Annotated in this window: 15 protein-coding genes; 10 read left to right on the forward strand and 5 right to left on the reverse strand. The window is 30.8% G+C overall.

The features are described 5' to 3' along the window. Positions 1-2: 2 nt before the first annotated feature. The 3 genes from CLU82_RS00510 to CLU82_RS00520 all read right to left on the reverse strand — a co-directional run bounded on the left by CLU82_RS00510 (position 3) and on the right by CLU82_RS00520 (position 3840). Complete coding sequence (locus tag CLU82_RS00510; RefSeq protein ID WP_100841244.1) at positions 3-1937, reverse strand: KUP/HAK/KT family potassium transporter; 1935 nt, start codon at positions 1935-1937, stop codon at positions 3-5. Between the two features lie 111 nt (positions 1938-2048). Beyond that, complete coding sequence (locus CLU82_RS00515; protein ID WP_100841245.1) at positions 2049-2735, reverse strand: response regulator; 687 nt, start codon at positions 2733-2735, stop codon at positions 2049-2051. Further along, the gene (locus tag CLU82_RS00520) at positions 2728-3840 is read right to left on the reverse strand and encodes an ATP-binding protein (protein ID WP_232735181.1); all 1113 of its coding nucleotides are present in this window, start codon (positions 3838-3840) and stop codon (positions 2728-2730) included. Before CLU82_RS00520 ends, CLU82_RS00515 begins: the two co-directional genes overlap by 8 nt. A 342-nt stretch (positions 3841-4182) precedes the next feature. Here CLU82_RS00520 and panB point away from each other — a divergent pair, with 342 nt between their 5' ends. The 7 genes from panB (at position 4183) to CLU82_RS00555 (ending at position 13658) form a co-directional block, all read left to right on the forward strand. Continuing rightward, positions 4183-5001 (forward strand): 3-methyl-2-oxobutanoate hydroxymethyltransferase, encoded by an 819-nt coding sequence (gene panB, locus CLU82_RS00525; RefSeq protein ID WP_100841246.1) that lies wholly within the window; start codon positions 4183-4185, stop codon positions 4999-5001. A gap of 52 nt (positions 5002-5053) precedes the next feature. Beyond that, a complete protein-coding gene (locus CLU82_RS00530) occupies positions 5054-5749 on the forward strand; it encodes an RluA family pseudouridine synthase (RefSeq protein WP_100841247.1) in 696 nt (231 codons plus the stop codon). A 78-nt stretch (positions 5750-5827) separates the two neighbouring features. Further along, positions 5828-7159: an aldehyde dehydrogenase gene (locus CLU82_RS00535; RefSeq protein ID WP_100841248.1), complete on the forward strand. Its 1332-nt coding sequence runs from the start codon at positions 5828-5830 to the stop codon at positions 7157-7159. Between the two features lie 220 nt (positions 7160-7379). Next, positions 7380-8150, forward strand: coding sequence for a hypothetical protein (locus CLU82_RS00540; RefSeq protein ID WP_100841249.1), 771 nt, complete (start codon positions 7380-7382; stop codon positions 8148-8150). 187 nt (positions 8151-8337) lie between these two features. Beyond that, entirely contained in the window at positions 8338-12285 is a 3948-nt protein-coding gene (locus CLU82_RS00545) for a PAS domain S-box protein (RefSeq protein WP_198520168.1), read from the forward strand. A 62-nt stretch (positions 12286-12347) separates the two neighbouring features. Next, on the forward strand, positions 12348-13208 hold the full coding sequence (locus CLU82_RS00550; RefSeq protein ID WP_100841251.1) for a neutral zinc metallopeptidase: 861 nt from the start codon (positions 12348-12350) through the stop codon (positions 13206-13208). Positions 13209-13247: 39 nt separating this feature from the next. Then, positions 13248-13658 (forward strand): hypothetical protein, encoded by a 411-nt coding sequence (locus CLU82_RS00555; RefSeq protein ID WP_100841252.1) that lies wholly within the window; start codon positions 13248-13250, stop codon positions 13656-13658. A 38-nt stretch (positions 13659-13696) separates the two neighbouring features. Here the strand turns inward: CLU82_RS00555 and CLU82_RS00560 are convergent, their stop codons facing one another. Both CLU82_RS00560 and CLU82_RS00565 read right to left on the reverse strand, forming a co-directional pair. Next, positions 13697-15232 carry a YifB family Mg chelatase-like AAA ATPase gene (locus CLU82_RS00560; protein WP_100841253.1) on the reverse strand — a complete coding sequence of 512 codons (1536 nt, stop codon included), beginning with the start codon at positions 15230-15232 and terminating at the stop codon, positions 13697-13699. Positions 15233-15364: 132 nt separating this feature from the next. Further along, positions 15365-16342 (reverse strand): Gfo/Idh/MocA family protein, encoded by a 978-nt coding sequence (locus CLU82_RS00565; protein WP_100841254.1) that lies wholly within the window; start codon positions 16340-16342, stop codon positions 15365-15367. A 507-nt stretch (positions 16343-16849) separates the two neighbouring features. On the opposite strand from CLU82_RS00565, the gene CLU82_RS00570 reads away from it, so the two are divergent. From CLU82_RS00570 to CLU82_RS00580, 3 genes are all read left to right on the forward strand, one after another. Further along, the gene (locus CLU82_RS00570; protein ID WP_100844882.1) at positions 16850-17227 is read left to right on the forward strand and encodes a PH domain-containing protein; all 378 of its coding nucleotides are present in this window, start codon (positions 16850-16852) and stop codon (positions 17225-17227) included. Between the two features lie 83 nt (positions 17228-17310). Next, positions 17311-18324, forward strand: a complete 1014-nt coding sequence (locus CLU82_RS00575) for a dipeptide epimerase (RefSeq protein WP_100841255.1) — start codon at positions 17311-17313, stop codon at positions 18322-18324. A 4-nt stretch (positions 18325-18328) separates the two neighbouring features. Next, positions 18329-19399: an aminotransferase class I/II-fold pyridoxal phosphate-dependent enzyme gene (locus CLU82_RS00580; protein ID WP_100841256.1), complete on the forward strand. Its 1071-nt coding sequence runs from the start codon at positions 18329-18331 to the stop codon at positions 19397-19399. Positions 19400-19432: the final 33 nt, after the last annotated feature.

The following is a 19432-nucleotide window of genomic DNA, read 5'->3' on the forward strand; positions in this document are numbered from 1 at the left end:
AATTATTTTTTCTCCAATTCTAATTTTGTAATTGGATGATAAACAATAGGGATTTCTTCTATAACCACATCACTCCTATCGAGTCCGAAAGCTCTATTATCCGAAAGCGACATATGTTTTAACAAATAATAAGAATTCAGTAAAAGACCATCTCTTACCGTAAACTCATTTTCGACTGATAAAAACTTTTCAATAATCACAAATTTAAAATCAGGTTCTGAATTGTATTTTGTTGAACCATCAGCTCGAATGTGCAAATTCAATTGCTTATCATCAATGAGGTTTTGAACTATTTTCTTAAAGTACAATTCTACTTTTGGCTGAATTCTGAAACCAATATTCAGAACAATCTTAATCACTTTATCATCTAATAATTCTATAACTTCATAATTCAAATCAAAAGGAGAATTGGTTCTATTGATATGAAAAAACCAATATACATCAGCTCTTTTTGGCTTTTTAGAAAAAATAGAATTCAATATTTTCTCTTCTATTTCATAATTTCTATCTGCTTTTGATAAATAAATTAAATGTGTAGCATATTTAGGAATAGTAATATCATTACTCAATTCATGAAACTTACTAGTAAACTCAGTCAAATTGGTAAATTTGACAAACTTGTTATTAATTTTCCTTGAAAAATACCAAACATACATCGTCATAAATATAAAAAGCTCGAAAAACAAAAACATCCAGCGTTCTTTAATTTTTACAATATTGGCAATGAAAAAAGCAATTTCAATAGCAACAAAAACGGTAATGATTACTCCTATGAGAACCCTATTGAGTTTTTTGATGTAAATCAAATAATAATTTAAAAGTACCGTAGTCATAAGCATTGCAATGGTAATAGAAAAACCATAAGCAGCTTCCATATTTGAAGAGGTTCTAAAATACAAAACCATTAAAATACAACCAACCCATAAAATAGTATTTACAGAAGGAATATATATTTGCCCTTTCAAATTGGTTGGATTCCTCATCGTAACACGAGGCCAAAAATTAAGCGAAACAGCTTCATTTATTAAGGTAAATGAACCACTTATTAAAGCTTGTGAAGCAATTATTGCAGCAAAAGTGGAAATGATTACACCTGCAAATAAAAACCAGTGTGGCATAATGGTATAAAAAGGATTTCTCCCCTCTAACAAAGGATTACTTTGATTCATCAACCAAGACGCCTGTCCTAAGTAATTTACAACCAACGCAATTTTTACAAAAATCCAAGTGATTCTAATATTGCTTTTTCCGCAATGCCCTAAATCAGAATATAATGCTTCTGCTCCCGTAGTACAAAGAAAAACAGCTCCCAATAACCAAAATCCATGAGGATATTCAACCAATAATTCATAAGCATATACTGGATTCAAAGCAGTCAAAATAGCTGGATGCTCTAAAATTTGAACAAACCCTAAAACAAAAAGCATTGAAAACCAAACAACCATTGCAGGACCAAAAAAGAATCCTACTTTTTGAGTTCCGAAGCGCTGAAAAAAGAAAAGTCCAGATAAGATTACAATAACAATAGGGAGAATTGGAATATTAGGGACAACATCACCCAATCCTTCTACAGCCGAAGTTACAGAAATTGGCGGAGTAATAATTCCATCTGCTAAAAGTGTTGTAGCTCCCAAAATAGTAGGAATAACTAATTTTCCTTTTCCAAAACGTTTAACTAATGCATAAAGAGAAAAAACACCTCCCTCTCCATGATTATCAGCTGAAAGAGTTAACAATACATATTTGAAAGTTGTTTGAAAAGTAAGTGTCCAAAAGATGCAGGAAATCCCACCATACACCAATAATTTTGATATTTCCCTTTGCCCAATAATGGCTTTCATAACATATAACGGACTGGTTCCAATATCTCCATAAATTATTCCTAACGCAACCAAAAGAGTTGCAGCTGTTACTTTTTGAACCGTTGATTTATTCATTTTATTTTAATTTTTAAGTATTTAATTCATTCCTTTTTGGACATAGAAAGTCCTTTACGAAGTATCTTGAACACTTCATATTCATTATTTTAAAACCTTTTTTAGTTGATTTTAGCCCGTGTTAAATCGATATCCCACACCCGATTCAGTTATGATAAACTTAGGATGATTAGGATCTTCTTCTATTTTTTTGCGAAGCTGGGCTACAAAAACTCTCAGATATTGAGTTTGGTCGGCATAACTATTTCCCCAAACTTGCTTCAGCAAATATTGATGCGTCAAGACTCTTCCGTCATTTTTTATAAAGATAGAAAGCAAGTTATACTCGGTTGTAGTAAGTTTCAAAATCTCATTATTCAACCTTACGATCCTTGAAGCAAAATCAATAGTAACAGAACCAAACTCAATTATGGGTTCTTTTTCATTTGTTGTGCTATTTCGTAAAGCAGTACGAATTCTAGCTAGCAATTCTTGTGTGCGAAATGGTTTGGTTAAATAATCATTTGCTCCGTTATCAAGCGCTTTTACAATTTCGTCTTCAGCACTTTTTACAGTTAAAATTATAATTGGATTAGTATACCATTCTCTCAATCGTTTCAAAACTAATTGTCCATCTTCATCAGGTAAACCTAAATCAAGAATTATCAAATCGGGTTGATGATTCGCAACCATTGACATTCCTTCTTTGGCATTGACAGCAAAAACTGTTTTATAATCATTAGAATTCAAAGTAATTTCAAGAAGCTTCCTGATTTGAATTTCGTCATCAATGACTAAAATCTGTACACTATTATTCATTTGAAATTTCTTTAGTATTCATTATTAAAGTATTGAAACTAAGTGTAAAAACCGAACCACCTTCTTCCCTATTCTCAAGTTTTACGATTCCGTTTTGAGCTTCAACAAATCCTTTCACAATAGACAAACCAAGACCTGTGCCTCCTGTTTTAGAGTTTTGTAGTCGATAAAATTTATCAAACACTTTATCAATTTCAGTTTCTGGAAATCCAATTCCGTCATCTGCAATAGTAATAACGCAGGAAAATAATTTATCAGGATTGTATTCAAAATCTACATCTACATTATAGAAAACCTTAATTTCAATTTTAGCGCCTTTAGGAGTATACTGAGAAGCATTAAAAACCAAATTAAAAATAATCTGTTGCATTAAACCATAATCTAATTTAAAAAGAGGCAAATTTTCATCAGTATTAACAACCACTTTATGAAATTGCAAATCATCTTTCAGATGATCCAAAACATTATAAATCAATTCTTCTAAATCACACCAATCCATTTTGGGCTCTATAACTCCCGTCTCTAATCGGGACATATTCAATAAGTTTTCCACCTGATGATTTAATCGTAAAGAAGCTTTTTCAATTTCAGTATATAAACTTTCCTTATTCTCCTCGGAAATAGTAACTGATTTACTTTGAATAGTGTCAATTGCTCCCATTATTGTTGATATAGGAGTTCTTAATTCGTGAGATAAAGAATCTAATAATGCATTGTAAAGTTTCATTGTATTTACCCGAACTTCTTTTACCTGCAATATTTTTTCGGCTCTTCTAATTTTATGAGTTAAAACGGCATTTACTAGTGCAATAATAAAGAATAAAACCAATAATAAAGAATCCTCAGCATTACTAATATGAAAAGTATAATAAGGCTTAATAAATAAAAAATTCAATATTAATGCACTCAAAACGGCACTAAGCAACAAGGGCAAAATTCCTAAAAACATGGATAAAACAGACACTACCACCAACAAAAGATAACCTACAATTTTATAATCTAAATAATCCCTAACGATCAAGCACAACAACGCTACAATTCCAACTGATAATACGCTTATTAAATACTGATTTTTTATTTTCATTTGATTCAAAATACTATTCATAATCTTCGTATTTGATTGATAGGACAAAGTTAAATCATATCATGTAAGTATTTTATAATATAACTTAGCAGGATATAAAGATTTTATAAAGATTTTATAAAGATTTTGTTTTGAATTAAATGGGATGAGTTTTTCTGTAAAAGACACCTTGCCATCTTTCAATTATTGTAAAAATTCTGCAAAATAGTAAGTTAAAATAGTAATACCATAATTTCTGAAGCCTCATTTTTGATATTCTTCACAAAAATTCAATTTAAAAAAATTCAATTTATTACTTTTACAATCTCAAAAGCAAAAATAAAATCAATACCGAACATTTCGGAATAAAAATCATACATCACAATGTCTGCAATAAAAAAAGATTACAAAAGAATTACCACCAAATCTTTAATTGAGATGAAATCCAATGGAGAAAAAATCTCAATGCTAACTGCCTATGATTATACCATGGCAAAAATTGTGGATACCGCTGGAATTGATGTAATTCTGGTTGGAGACTCAGCTTCGAATGTAATGGCAGGTCACGAAACCACTTTACCTATTACTCTTGACCAAATGATTTATCATGCATCATCAGTAGTTAGAGCTGTAGAAAGAGCTTTAGTTGTTGTTGATTTACCTTTTGGTAGTTACCAATCCGATTCTAAAGAAGCCTTACGTTCTTCTATCAGAATAATGAAAGAAAGTGGCGGACATGCTGTAAAATTAGAAGGTGGTAAAGAAATAAAAGAATCTATCAAAAAAATCTTAAACGCTGGGATTCCTGTTATGGGGCATTTAGGATTAACTCCTCAGTCTATATACAAATTTGGTACTTATACAGTTCGTGCTAAAGAAGAAGAAGAAGCAGAAAAATTAATCGAAGATGCTAAATTATTGGAGCAATTAGGTTGTTTTGCTTTGGTTCTTGAAAAAATCCCTGCTCATTTAGCACAAAAAGTTGCTGAAAGTATTTCAATCCCAGTTATTGGAATTGGTGCTGGTGGTGGCGTCGATGGACAAGTATTGGTAATTCATGACATGTTAGGAATGAACAACGAATTTAGTCCTCGTTTCTTAAGACGTTATATGAATTTGTATGAAGGAATGACTTCCGCTATTAGCCAATATGTAGAAGATGTAAAATCTAAAGATTTTCCAAACGAAAAAGAGCAATACTAATTTATTTTAGGTATTCAATTTACATTCATTTCAATAGTAAAACACTACACAATTGTCTAATAAAGTAATTTCAAATAAAAATAATCTTCAAATTTTGCATGAAGACAATCACCTTATCGTGGTAAATAAACGTGTAGGTGATATTGTGCAGGGAGATAAAACAGGTGACAAACCATTAAGCGAAGTTGTAAAAGAATACATAAAAGACAAATACAACAAACCTGGTGAAGTTTTCCTTGGAGTTGTTCATCGTTTAGACAGACCTACTACCGGTATTGTTGTTTTTGCTCGTACAAGTAAGGCATTGACTCGAATGAATGAATTATTCAGCAACAGAGAAACTAAAAAAACATATTGGGCAGTAATCAAAAATAAACCTCCCAAGCAAGAAGATACGCTTGTTCATTACATCAAAAGGAACGAAAAAAACAATACTTCAAAAGCACATCTTAAAGAAGTTCCTGATAGCAAAATGGCTAGTTTAGAATATAAAATCATCAAAGAACTAGACAATTATTACGGATTGGAAATACAGTTACATACTGGCAGGCATCATCAAATAAGAGCGCAACTCTCTGCAATTGGATCTCCAATAAAAGGTGATTTAAAATACGGTTTTGACAGAAGCAATCCTGACGGGGGTATTCATTTACATGCCAGAAAATTAACATTTATTCATCCCGTTACAAAAGAGAACATCACAATCATTGCCCCAACACCAGAAGAAGTTATTTGGAAAGCCATTTAAATTTTAGTCCGAAAAGGATTTTATTTTAAATTTTAAATTTAACTTGCACTTGTACAACGATTTAAATCTTTTTTAGCTATGCCTTACAAATTGAATATTAGTACAAGAAAAGAAGCTTTAACAAAATTAATGGATGAAATTATCAAACATGAAAATGACATCATCCAAGCATTATATGAGGATTTCAAAAAACCTCCTTTTGAATCAATTGCTACCGAAACCAGTTATATCATTTCGGAATTAAGAGATACCTTAAAGAACATTGAAAAATGGGCAAAAATTAGAAATGTGACTCCTTCAATACTTAATTTCCCATCAACAGATTATATAGTTAAAGAACCTTACGGGAAAGTTTTAATCATAGCGCCTTGGAATTACCCATTTCAATTAGCAATAGCCCCTTTAATTGCTGCTGTTGCTGCTGGTAATCAAGTAGTCTTAAAGCCTTCTGAATTAACTCCAAAAACTTCATCTATAATTTTTAAAATTATAGAAAAAGTATTCCAACATCAACATGTAAAAGTAATTGAAGGTGGTGTTGAAGCAACTCAAAAATTATTAGCTCAACGTTGGGATTATATTTTCTTTACAGGAAGTGTTGCTGTTGGCAAAATTGTAGCTAAAGCGGCTGCAGAACATCTTACCCCTGTTACTCTTGAATTAGGAGGGAAAAACCCTTGTATAATTGATGAAACTGCTAATCTAAAACTAGCTGCTAAGAGAATAGTTTGGGGGAAATTTTTAAATGCCGGTCAGACTTGTATTGCACCAGATTATATTTTGATACAGGAAGAAATGAAAAGTCATTTTGTTGACTTTATGAAAAATGAAATCACAAATGCATATGGAGTAAATCCAAAAAAATCACCTGACTTTGCTCGAATAGTAAATGAAAAAAACTGGCATCGTTTGGTGAGTATCATTGAACCAGAGAAAGTAATTTTTGGCGGAGAAAATGATGTTGAAGATTGCTATATTGCCCCAACATTAATTGAAGAAAATAATCTTGAAAGCTCCCTCATGCAAGAAGAAATTTTTGGTCCTTTACTTCCTATAATTACTTACAAAGAAGAAAAAGAAATAGGTCAAATAATTTCAAAATATGAGAAACCACTAGCTTTATATGTCTTTACTGATGATAGGAAATTTGCAAAAAAAATAATTTTGAACTATTCATTCGGTGGTGGTTGTATTAATGATACAGTAATTCATTTTGCGAACAAAAAACTTCCTTTTGGTGGTGTTGGTCATAGCGGAATTGGTGCTTACCATGGCCAATTGAGTTTTGATACTTTCTCACATCATAAAGGAGTAGTAAAAAAAGCAAATTGGTTGGATTTAAATTTAAGATACGCACCCTATACAAACAACAAAATTAATACTCTGAAGAAATTATTAAACTGGTTATAACAAATAAAACTTATTGAAACTTTAAAAAATAACGTTGAAAAATTATCATCTCTTTTAAAAGTAAAAAAAACAGTAAATTTACACGCAGATACAGAAAACTCTAAGATAAAATATTGTTATATTTTGGAAACAGGATATTTTTAATGAAGTATTTATCGAATACCATTTGAAGAAATCTATTTTTAAATATAAATCTAACAAATAAATAACCAAGCTATAAATGAGCCAAACATTAGAAAAATTACATGATATTGAAAAAAATGGATACCAAATAGATTTTGGAAATGTATTCAATCATGCCTTTGAGAATTACAAAAAAATCGCTTTATATGCTGGATTAGTACTTTTTATCTTTAGTGCCTTATTCATTGTTTTTGCTAGTGTTTCCTTGGTATCGATTCTAGGAGTAACTGAAATGACTAAAGAACTTTCCCCAGAAAAATTTAAAATAGAAAACATGTCTGAGTCAAATCTATTAACACTTGGGGCAATTTCTATATTCATTTCTGTATTACTAAGTCCATTCCAAGCCGCATTTTTAAAAATGACCGATCATGGAGAAAGAGATGAAGCATTTTTAGTTTCTTCTTTATTTTCATATTATAAATTACCTTATTTGAAAGAAATTATAATTTCAACTTTATTAATTTCGACAATCAGTTTTGCCCAAGCTACTTTAATGTCGTTTTTAAAATTTGATATCCTTGGCACTATCCTCACCTATTTTATCTCCTTCATAACACTACTTACTATTCCTCTTATTATTTTTGGTAATTTAAATGCAATTGATGCTATAAAATATAGTACTAAGATTGTTTTTAAACAGCCTTTTATTTTATTAGGATTAATCGTTGTGGCTATAATTGGTTCATTTGTAGGCCTTATAGGTTGTTGTATTGGTATTTTCTTTACATTACCTTTTATTTATTCTATGAATTATGCAATTTACTCTGCTATAATAGGAATAGAGAATCCTGTAGAAAATGAGTAACATATACCTTTAGTATAGAAATAGAGCATTAAATTGTAAACACTAAAAACATTAATCAAATAGTTATTACCCCCGCAAGACTATGTTATTATGTTGTAAAATTTTATTGTTTTTCAACTTCAACTTTTCTTTTTTGAGTTCAGTTTATATTCCTATGTCATCAAGTCTCGTAAAAACATTTTTTATAATGACAGCACATAGAAATAGTGTCCTATTAGCATTGCTTCTAATTTTATTATTAGCTATTTTTTATTCCAACACTAAAATAAATTCTATTTTAAAAAACACTGATAATCTTCCACCAAAAGAATCAGACAAGAGAGAATATCAGCTTTATTTATTGTTTCTAGGTTTGACACTTCCTTTAATTGAAATCTTGTTTGAATTATACAACATTAGGCCAAAAAGCTTATTAATTCAAAACTTTTCCATTGGAGTCTTTTTTTTATTATTCTTTTTAATAAGCGAAAAATCAAAATATTTATATAATAGAATTCAAAATATTTATATTTTCTTCTTTTGTCTCTATTTTATTTTAATACTATACAACATAATTTTCTTACCCAAAGATCCAATTCCTACTTATGCATATATAATAGCTTTTTTCTTTTCATATATCATTATTAAGCCAATACAAAAATATTGGATTTTCTCAGGATTTGTATTTTCGTATTTAATCATACTATATGTATTTGATTTAGTCCCTGTCAAAAAAGCAATTATACTTGTCAATTATTCAATCATGGTTTTTGTCATAAACCATATCAGACATGTCTCTATATCCAAAATTCAAGAAAAATTTAATTTTACCAATGAAATAGTCAATAAAGGAAATTCACTTACCATAGCCACCAATAAATTAGGGGAAGTAACTTTTTGCAGTGATACAATAACGGCAATTTTAGGCTACACTCCTAAAGAAGTAATGGGATATGGATTTTGGAAACTTACAGAAGATCCTGAATTCATTGGTATTGATTATCATAAAAATTTTATAGATAATCGCTTATATGTTAGAAAATTAAAATGTAAAAACGGCGAATATAAATTCATTCAATGGATTGATAAAAAGTTTGCAGAAGACTCAATTATTGGCATAGGTCAAGATATTACCAATGAAATAAAAATTAGGAAACAATATGAAACTTTAATTCAAACTGCTGTAGATATCATTTTTGAAGCAGATGCAGAAGGCAAATTTACTTTCGTAAATGATTATGCAATAAAAACTTTAGGATATTCTAAAAATGAATTTCTTTCCAAAGATTTTTCTTCATTAATTAGAAAAGATTACATTACCAATACCATGAGTTTTTACCAAAACATTCTTGATATTGAAGAAAATTTTACTACTCTGGAGTTCCCTATTATTAAAAAGGACGGAAGTGAATTATGGATTTCCCAAAATGTTTATGTAAGAAGAAATAGTTTCGGAGAAATAGATGGCTATTCCGGAATTGCTAGAGATATTACCCTCTTAAAAAACATAGAGGATGAAAAATCAAGCAGGCAGTTTAAAATTGAAAAATATAGTAAAACACTCAAAAACTTAGCAGTTTTAAACCATTCCAACAGTGACAATTTTGACCAAACTATTATTAATATTTTACAAATTACCTCTGTAACATTGGGCGTACACAGAGCTGGCTATTGGACATATGACTCTGACAGAATTATTTGTAACAAACTATATGATTCTAAAACAAATATCTTTGAAACAGATATTCAATTTTATAAAAATGAAAACCCTGGTTATTTCGAAAAAATAGAAAATAAACTTCAAGTAGTTTTATCAGATATTAGATCTTATTCTACCAAAAATAGAACAAACGATAATTACATATACAATAACAATATATTCTCTACACTCGATACCCCTATTTTCATTGATGGGGAGTTAAAAGGTATCCTCACTTTCGAATCAACTCAACAAATTAAAAATTGGGACAATGAGGATATTAATTTTGCAAAATCTATATCGGATCTAATTGTAATTGCATTAGCATCTCAGATGCGATTAGAAATAGAGCGAAAACTGGCCTACAAAAGTGAATTACTTTTGATAATTAATAAAAATACTAATCAATTTTTATTAGAAAAAAGCACTAGTAAACTCATCATGGGAATTATAAATGAGCTTGGTAAAGTAACAAACTCAGAACGTATTTCTTACTTTAAAAAAGACTCGAAAACCAATTGTTTTAACCAAAAGTGCATGTGGACAAATGAGCTACGAGGTTTTGATTCTGTTCACCCCATACTCCAAAATATTTCATTTGATGAGTTTGATACTAATTTAAAAGACTTATCTCCAGCAGAATTCTTTGAAAATATTATTGCAAAAATCCAAAATGAAACGGTAAAAGTTGGTTTGAGTCGCTTAAACCCAGATTCAATGTTATTGTTTCCTGTTTTTATAAAGAATGAATTTAACGGTTTTTTTGCATTTGATAATTCAACAGAAGAGCGCATTTGGAGTCGAGATGAAATTTCAATTTTAGAGTTGTTAGTAAAAAATATATCTTCCTCTATCGAACGAAATATAAATGAATCTATTATTGAAGAAAGCGAAGAGCGATTCCGTTTATTAGCAAATAATATCCCAGGTACCGTATATCTATCCAATTACGACGAAAAGTACACAAAGATTTATCTTAACGACGAAATTGAAAAACTAACGGGATATCCTAAATCTGATTTTTTAGAAAATAAAATATTTTTTATAGACTTAATTTTACGTGAAGATTTAGAAAAGGTACTAGCAAAAAACAAAATCGCTTTAGAAGAAAAAAAAGCAGTACATATTATTTATCGAATTACCCATAAAAATGGCTCTATCGTTTGGATTGAAGAATTTGGAGATTCGATAATTAAAAATGGTGAAATAGCTTTCATGGAAGGAATACTTATCGATATTACCGAAAAGAAAAAAAATGAATCTATTGTTAAAGAAAAAGAATTTGCAGAGGCAGCCAATAAAGCTAAATCTGAGTTTCTTGCCAATATGAGCCATGAAATAAGAACCCCATTAAACGGTATAATAGGTTACACCGATTTATTAATGAATTCTAAACTCGAAAACACTCAAAAACAATATATGACTACCATTAATCAATCGGCCAATACTTTATTGGAAGTGGTTAATGACATACTCGATTTTTCTAAAATTGAATCAGGTAAATTAGAACTCAATATTGAAAAACACAGAATCGAAGATATTATTATTCAGATAAAAGAGCTAATTAATTACCAAGCTCTTTCTAAAAATCTGGAAATAAATTATATTGTTAACGATGATGTCCCAAAATTTATTTGTGTTGACTATATTCGTTTAAAACAAATACTTATCAATCTACTGACAAATGCAATAAAATTCACACATGTTGGCAGCATAGATTTAACTATTTCCGCATTAGAAATTCATAAAAACCAAACCCTTTTGAGATTTTCGGTAAAAGATACTGGGATTGGTATTCGAAAAAACAATCAGAAAATCATTTTTCAAGCCTTTTCACAAGAAGACAGTTCGACTACTAAAAAATTTGGTGGAACAGGATTGGGTTTAACAATTTCAAATCAATTGTTAAGTTTAATGAATAGTAAATTACAAATTAATAGTCAGTACAATGTTGGAAGTACTTTTTTCTTCGATATTAAATTAAGAAGTAGCAATAAATTAAAACAAGACAAATTAATAGACTCTAAAAAAGTAATTACAGAAAATCGTATCTTACAATTTGAAAATGAAGAGCCCAAAATATTAATTGTAGAAGACAATAAAATTAATATGCTTTTGACTAAAACGTTAGTCAAACAAATCATTCCAAAATGTATCATTTATGAATCCAGTGATGGAGAAAAGGCTCTTGAAAAAGTGTTAAAAATCAATCCTGACATTATTTTTATGGATATCCAAATGCCATTAATAAATGGATATGAAGCCACAAAACTGATTCGAGAAATAGAACAATTAGAATCCACCATTATCATTGCCCTTACAGCGGGAACGATAATGGGAGAAAAAGAAAAATGCATAGAAGCGGGTATGAATGATTATGTTTCAAAACCTATCGTAAAGAAAACTCTTGAAGATATTTTAGAAAAATGGTTGAAACCAAAAAGTATCATTTTATAAATCTGCCTTATTTTTATAAATACTATTAATATTCAATCACTAACTAATAAATTGTACAAGCTATGAAATGGATTGGAAGAAGACAAAGTGAAAATGTAGAAGATCGCAGAGGAATGTCGTCTGGCGGCAAAACCATTGTGGGTGGTGGAATAATTGGAATTATTATTTTATTGGTAAATGCTTTTGGTGGTGAAAATGCTCAAATGATTACCCCAATATTAGAACAATTCAATCAACAGGAGACAACACAAACCGAAAGCAGACCTTTGACCGAAAAGGAAAAAGTGGAAGGTGAATTTGTAAAAACACTCATGGCTGATAATGAAGATATTTGGGCAAAAATATTTGAAGAAAATAGTTTAACTTTTGAAGCTCCAAAACTTATTCTTTTTAGTGGGCAAGTTGAAACTGCTTGTGGAGGAGCCAGCTCAGCATCAGGACCTTTTTATTGTCCAGGCGACAAAACCATTTATATGGATATGACCTTTTTTGATGAATTGAGAACCAAATTTGGAGCCGAAGGAGGTGATTTTGCTGTTGCCTATGTAATGGCACATGAATTTGGTCATCATATTCAAACCTTATTAGGAACTTCTGGAAAGGTGCGCCAATTACAAGAAAATAAAAGTGAAACTGAAGGCAATAAACTTTCGGTTGCTTTAGAATTACAAGCCGATTTTTATGCTGGTCTTTGGACACATTACAACGAAAAACAAAACAAAATATTGGAAGCGGGCGATATTGAAGAAGCTTTAAGTGCCGCAAATGCTGTTGGTGATGATGCCATTCAGAAAAAAATGCAAGGTCAAGTTGTTCCAGATTCTTTTACTCACGGAACATCAAAACAGAGAATGTATTGGTTTAATCGTGGTTTTGAATCTGGCGATATTAAAAAAGGTGATACCTTTTCGGAAGTGAATTAAATAATAATACTTTTACTGGAATTTAAACACAAGTCCTAAATGAAGAAAGTAGAATTAATTACAATTCTAACAATTGGAATATTAAGCAGCTGTAGTAGCAATAATGATTCAACAGAAGCTCAAAAAGATAGTTCTTTTGCATACAAAATAGTAAGTGCAAAAGGTTATGATAATCAATTAAAAGAAGTTGAATTACCTTTTACAATTGATAAAGATTCAAAACTTACCTATAATAAAGTTGGACAAGCTATTGATTTAACTGTATATAAAAATAACTCATTAGTAACTAGTACATTTATTGTTACATCCTACAACAATAAAACATACCATACAATAGTTGAATCAGATGATAATAACACTTATGATTTTGTTTTAGTTAATGGTAAAATTGAAAATAATATTTTTTATAAAAATGTTTTCTCTGCTAAAGTTGTTTTTACAATTGAATAAAATAAAACTATAATTCTGAATTCAGTAATCCAAAAGGACTACCCCAACCAACCATCTCGATCCAAACTGCGGTACTGAATAGCTTCTGCAATATGCCCAGAAACAACTTCAGTTGCATCATCCAAATCTGCAATTGTTCTGGCTACTTTCAAAATTCTATCATAAGCACGAGCCGAAAGATTTAGTCGCTCCATAGCCGTTTTTAATAATTGTTTAGAATCATCATTGAGAGCACAATACTCTCGAATGTGCTTAGTATTCATTTGAGCATTATAATGGATATGATCCATTTCTTCAAATCTTTTGGACTGAATTTCACGCGCCGATGTTACTCTTTTTCGAATATCAACGCTACTTTCAGCTTTACGATCATCAGATAGTTTTTCAAAAGGAACAGGTGTAACTTCAATATGTATATCAATTCGATCTAACAAAGGGCCAGAAATTTTGCTTAAATACCGTTGCATTTCATGAGGTGAAGATGTTTGAGGAGAATCCGGATCATTAAAAAAACCACTTGGACTCGGATTCATACTAGCTACCAGCATAAAAGAAGATGGGTAAGTCACCGTAAACTTAGCTCTAGAGATGGTCACTTCACGATCTTCCAGTGGTTGACGCATAACTTCAAGTACATCTCGTTTAAATTCTGGTAATTCATCTAGAAATAAAACTCCATTATGTGCCATCGAAATTTCTCCTGGTTGCGGATAACTTCCTCCTCCAACAAGTGCTACGTTTGAAATTGTATGGTGTGGACTTCGAAAAGGACGTTGATTCATCAATCCAACTTCTTTCAATTTTCCGGCTACACTGTGAATTTTGGTAGTTTCTAAAGCTTCTCTTAAAGTCATTGGTGGCAAAATACTAGGTAATCTCTTAGCTAGCATCGTTTTTCCAGCACCTGGAGGACCAATCAAAATAATATTATGACCACCAGCTGCTGCAATCTCCATACAACGTTTGATACTTTCTTGTCCTTTCACATCCGAAAAATCAAATTCAGGAAAATCCAACGTTTTATGAAATTCGGCTCTGGTATCAATAACAGTAGGTTCCAATGTTCCTTTTCCTTCCAAAAAATCAATCACTTCTTGTACATTTGAAACGCCATAAACATTAAGTCCAGAAACGATAGCCGCCTCTTTAACATTTTGAATTGGCAAAAAGAAACCTTTAAAACCTTCTTCTTTAGCTTTTATTGCAATAGGCAAAGCTCCTCGAATAGGTTGTAAACTACCATCAAGAGACAACTCGCCCATGATAATATATTGCTCATAAATTTCTGTTTTTATTTGTGCAGAAGCTACTAGAACACCAATTGCCAAAGTCAAATCATAGGCAGAACCTTCTTTTCGCAAATCGGCTGGTGCCATGTTAATGATGATTTTTTTCCCAGGCATTTCGTAGCCATTATTTTTAAGAGCTGCAGCAATGCGATAACTACTTTCTTTAATGGCGTTATCTGGCAATCCTACTAAATGATAACCAATTCCCTTATCCATATTAACTTCAACAGTAATTGTTGTGGCTTCAACTCCAAAAACTGCACTTCCGTAAACTTTGATTAACATAAAATAGTTTTTTTTTAAATGTAAATACTATTTTACTTTAAAACAAAATTATTTAAACATATTCTTACTAAATAAATAATTAGAGATTAAATCTACCTAATAAAACATATTGTTATTATGTTTCTACTTAATTTAAGAATAGACCAACCCTATTTTATTTTTAACCTCTTCAACTATTGCCGCAAGTTCCAAGCTGTTTTGATGTGACCAAAGTTCACTTTCTGTTTTATTAGCTTTAAGACAGGCATGACATTCTTCGATTTCATAAGTATAGCCTTTACCCAATGTTGGTCTTTCAAATTTTGTTTTTTGATCACCTTGGGTCAAACTATATGATTCTGTCATAAACCAAAGAGGATCTAGATTGATTCGCCCTTTAGTACCACTTATAGTAGCTTCTACATTGCAAGTATATAAAAAACTAGAATGCAGAACGGCTTGCGCTCCTTCGTATTGTAAAATTATTGAAGTTTGTGTATCAGCTCCAGTAGAATAAAAATTAGATTTTGCCAAAATTTCTTTTGGAATCCCTAATATTAAATAGGCCAAAAACAATGGATAAACACCAATATCCATCAATGCTCCTCCTCCTAATTCAATATCGGTCATTCTCGTATTGTCAGGATTCTCGAATTTAATAGAAAAATCAGCATTAACATATTTTACCTCTCCTATGGAACCATTTTGAATATGTTGTAAGGTTTCACGAATAGATGGATTGAAACGAGTCCAAAATGCTTCCATAAAAAATTTATTGTACTTCTTGGCTGTAGTAATCATTTTTACAACATCACCATAATGCAAGGCCAATGGTTTTTCGCACAACACATTTTTATTATTTTGCAATGCTTTAATTGTAAGTTCAGCATGAGAATCATGTGGTGTTGCAATATAAAGAATATCAACATTTTCGTCTTGAAACAATTCGTCATAAGAACCGTAAGCTTTTGAGCATTTGAATTTATTAGCAAAATCTTGCGCTTTGTCAATACTTCTGGAAGCTACTGCACAAAGTTCAGCAGAATCAATTAGTTGTAACTCGCTTGCAAATTGCTGAGCAATATTTCCCAAACCTACAATTCCCCATTTTATTTTTTGACTATTTCCCATCGACTTTCTCTAATTTCTATTTTGCTTGAAACTCATTTAAGCACTATTCGTAAACATCAAAAATACAAATCTTAACGATTTTATCTTTACATAATTTGTTTCATTTCATAAAGATCAGTTCGTTTTTTGTTATTTAAAACTTAATTTAATAACATCGAAATTGGCTTTAAACAATAAACTCTAAATACATTTTACAGGAAATTAAACTAAACACTATAGTACTAATATTGCTTGTAACTAAACCATTATAGAGAAGTTGTTTAACCAGTTGGAGAGATTAATTTACCTTGTCAACAATGAGAACTATATTTCTTAGAGGTCAAATTTATTTTTTTACTTCTGAATTAATTAAAAAGTAGTAAACAAGGAACATATAAAAAGCAAAGTATTAGTTCTTTTATTAGAGTGTATTTACAACCAAATGATTTTTATGATTTAGCAATAAATTATAATGCTACAACAAGTAAATTCTTTAAATTTGATTTTCATAATTTAAAGATGAATATCATGGGACTATTTAATGCCATACTTGGCAATGCATCGGAAGTAAATACGGAAAATCTTTCTAAAGAATTTGAACCTTTGTTAATTGAAGGTGAACAAATCGAAAAAGGATATAAAGTAATTAAAGATATGTTTGTTTTCACGAATAAAAGACTGATTTTGGTTGAAAAACAATTGGTAGGGAGTAAAGTTGATTATCTTTCAATACCGTATTCCTCTATTAAAAAATTCTCTAAGGAAAGTGCTGGAATCTTGGATATGGATGCCGAATTGAAAATTTGGTTAACTCATGAAGATGCTCCTATTTCCAAACAATTTGGTAAAGGCGGAAATAATATCAACGAAGTTTATCAAATTCTGAGTAAGCATATATTGAAGTAATTTTTAGAAATCAGCATTATACATTATTTATCTTGCTGATTTCTATTATTTTGAGCCTTGAATTCATTTTAAAACCTACTATTATGCAAATAATTATTCGAACATTTAAACTCCAATTAAAGCACACCTTTACGATTTCTAGAGAGTCACATGATATACAACCTACACTAATTGTAGAGTTGCAAAGTAACGGGTTTTCTGGGTTTGGCGAAGCAACTTCAAATCCATATTATAATATTACTGTGGATAGTATGAGAGCTAATTTGGAAGCTATTATTCCGTTTATTGAATCTCATAATGATGAAACGCCTGAGGAATTTTGGGATAGTGCTTCGGCTTTATTAAAGAATGATATGTTTGCATTGTGCGCTTTAGACATGGCTTACAATGATTTGTATGCAAAAATAAAAGGCAAAAAACTATATGAACTATGGGGCAATTCTCCTTTACATAATCCAAAAACTGACTATACTATTGGGATAGACAAGATTGACAAAATGGTTATGAAATTAAAAGAAATGCCGTGGCCAATTTATAAAATTAAGTTAGGAACCAAAGATGATATTGCTATTGTTACTGAATTAAGAAAACATACTGATGCTCGTTTTCGAATCGATGCAAATTGTGGTTGGACAGTTTCCGAAACCATTAACAATGCTGTTGCATTAAAAAAGCTAGGAGTAGAATTCCTGGAACAACCCATGAAAGCGGATCAATGGGCCGCACATAAAGAGGTTTTTAAACACTCGGTTTTACCAATTATTGCTGATGAAAGTTGTATTATCGAAGAAGATGTTGCCAAATGTCATAACCATTTTCACGGTGTGAATGTAAAATTAGTAAAATGTGGCGGTCTTACTCCTGCCCGAAGAATGATTGCCGAGGCTATACAATATGGAATGAAAACAATGGTGGGCTGTATGACTGAATCTACCGTTGGGATTTCGGCTATTGCACATTTATTGCCAGAACTGGACTATGTAGATATGGATGGCGCTCTGTTATTATCCGAAGATATTGCAACTGGCGTTACTATTACTGACGGAATTGTTCATTATGCTGATTCAAACGGAATTGGTGCTGCTTTAAAAAACTAAATTGATGGAGGTAAGCGAAATTCCCAATAGAGTTATTTATAAAGATGGCGAAGAATTTTTATACTTTGGCGGCACCAATTATCTTGGCGTTACCACTCTGCCTGAATTTCAAGCAATTCTATTGGGAAGTTTTCAAAAATGGGGAACCAGTTACGGAAGTTCTCGATCTGCTAACATTCAGTTGGAAATTTACAAAACTGCCGAAAATTTATTAGCCAATCAGATAGGAACTGATGCTGCAGTAACTGTTTCATCGGGTATGCTTGCAGGAAAACTGGCTTTGGAACAATTGCAGCATACAACGGATTTAATTTTCCATTTCCCTAATACACACCCTGCTTTATTACACCCATTTTCGTTACCGTTAATTAAAAACGGGAAGTTGAATCCTTTTCTTTTAGATCCTGCTGTTTCAAGAATTGGTATTGTTGCTGATGCCATTCCGTCACTAGAGGTTGCACCTATTGATTTAAGTATCTTAAAAGATATTCCAAGTTCTAAAATCATTACTTTATTGCTTGACGAATCCCACAGCATTGGAGTATTTGGTGACCAAGGGCAAGGAATTTTAAAACAATATTCACTCCCAAACATACAACAAACAGTAACAATTGCATCACTAGGTAAAGCAATTGGACTTAGTGGCGGTATTATTGCTGGTGATTTTCAATTTATAAATGCAATAAAAAAACAACAAAATTTTATTGGAGCTTCGGGTATGAATCCTGCTTTCTTGGAAACTTTTGTAAATGCACAACCTATATATAATTCACAAAGACAAATACTAAAAGACAATCTAAATTATACTGCCAAATATTTAATACATAATAAAGCATTGACTTTTGCAGCAACATATCCTGTTATCTATTTTGATCAAGAAGAATTACTTCAATTGCTTTTAGAAAACAACATTATTCCAACATCTTTTCCTTATCCAACAGCTTCTGGGAAATTGAGCCGAATTGTAATTAGTGCTCATCATACAAAATCCGATTTAGATAAAATGATTCAGCAGCTTAATAATTTTACTCAAATGACCTCGGACTTTAATGGAGATATTCGATTTGTGCTTTAACTAATAAAATACACTCAAAACTTAAAAACAAGA

Source organism: Flavobacterium sp. 5, assembly GCF_002813295.1.
Classification (GTDB): Bacteria; Bacteroidota; Bacteroidia; order Flavobacteriales; family Flavobacteriaceae; genus Flavobacterium.

What these genes read in the sequence shown, in the direction of transcription:
- CLU82_RS00570 (WP_100844882.1), top strand. Translation starts at nt 16,850, where the DNA reads ATGGGACTATTTAATGCCATACTTGGCAATGCATCGGAAGTAAATACG.
- CLU82_RS00560 (WP_100841253.1), bottom strand. Translation starts at nt 15,232, where the DNA reads ATGTTAATCAAAGTTTACGGAAGTGCAGTTTTTGGAGTTGAAGCCACA.
- CLU82_RS00515 (WP_100841245.1), bottom strand. Translation starts at nt 2,735, where the DNA reads ATGAATAATAGTGTACAGATTTTAGTCATTGATGACGAAATTCAAATC.
- panB (WP_100841246.1), top strand. Translation starts at nt 4,183, where the DNA reads ATGTCTGCAATAAAAAAAGATTACAAAAGAATTACCACCAAATCTTTA.
- CLU82_RS00565 (WP_100841254.1), bottom strand. Translation starts at nt 16,342, where the DNA reads ATGGGAAATAGTCAAAAAATAAAATGGGGAATTGTAGGTTTGGGAAAT.
- CLU82_RS00550 (WP_100841251.1), top strand. Translation starts at nt 12,348, where the DNA reads ATGAAATGGATTGGAAGAAGACAAAGTGAAAATGTAGAAGATCGCAGA.
- CLU82_RS00520 (WP_232735181.1), bottom strand. Translation starts at nt 3,840, where the DNA reads ATGAATAGTATTTTGAATCAAATGAAAATAAAAAATCAGTATTTAATA.
- CLU82_RS00540 (WP_100841249.1), top strand. Translation starts at nt 7,380, where the DNA reads ATGAGCCAAACATTAGAAAAATTACATGATATTGAAAAAAATGGATAC.
- CLU82_RS00510 (WP_100841244.1), bottom strand. Translation starts at nt 1,937, where the DNA reads ATGAATAAATCAACGGTTCAAAAAGTAACAGCTGCAACTCTTTTGGTT.
- CLU82_RS00580 (WP_100841256.1), top strand. Translation starts at nt 18,329, where the DNA reads ATGGAGGTAAGCGAAATTCCCAATAGAGTTATTTATAAAGATGGCGAA.
- CLU82_RS00555 (WP_100841252.1), top strand. Translation starts at nt 13,248, where the DNA reads ATGAAGAAAGTAGAATTAATTACAATTCTAACAATTGGAATATTAAGC.
- CLU82_RS00575 (WP_100841255.1), top strand. Translation starts at nt 17,311, where the DNA reads ATGCAAATAATTATTCGAACATTTAAACTCCAATTAAAGCACACCTTT.
- CLU82_RS00535 (WP_100841248.1), top strand. Translation starts at nt 5,828, where the DNA reads ATGCCTTACAAATTGAATATTAGTACAAGAAAAGAAGCTTTAACAAAA.
- CLU82_RS00545 (WP_198520168.1), top strand. Translation starts at nt 8,338, where the DNA reads ATGACAGCACATAGAAATAGTGTCCTATTAGCATTGCTTCTAATTTTA.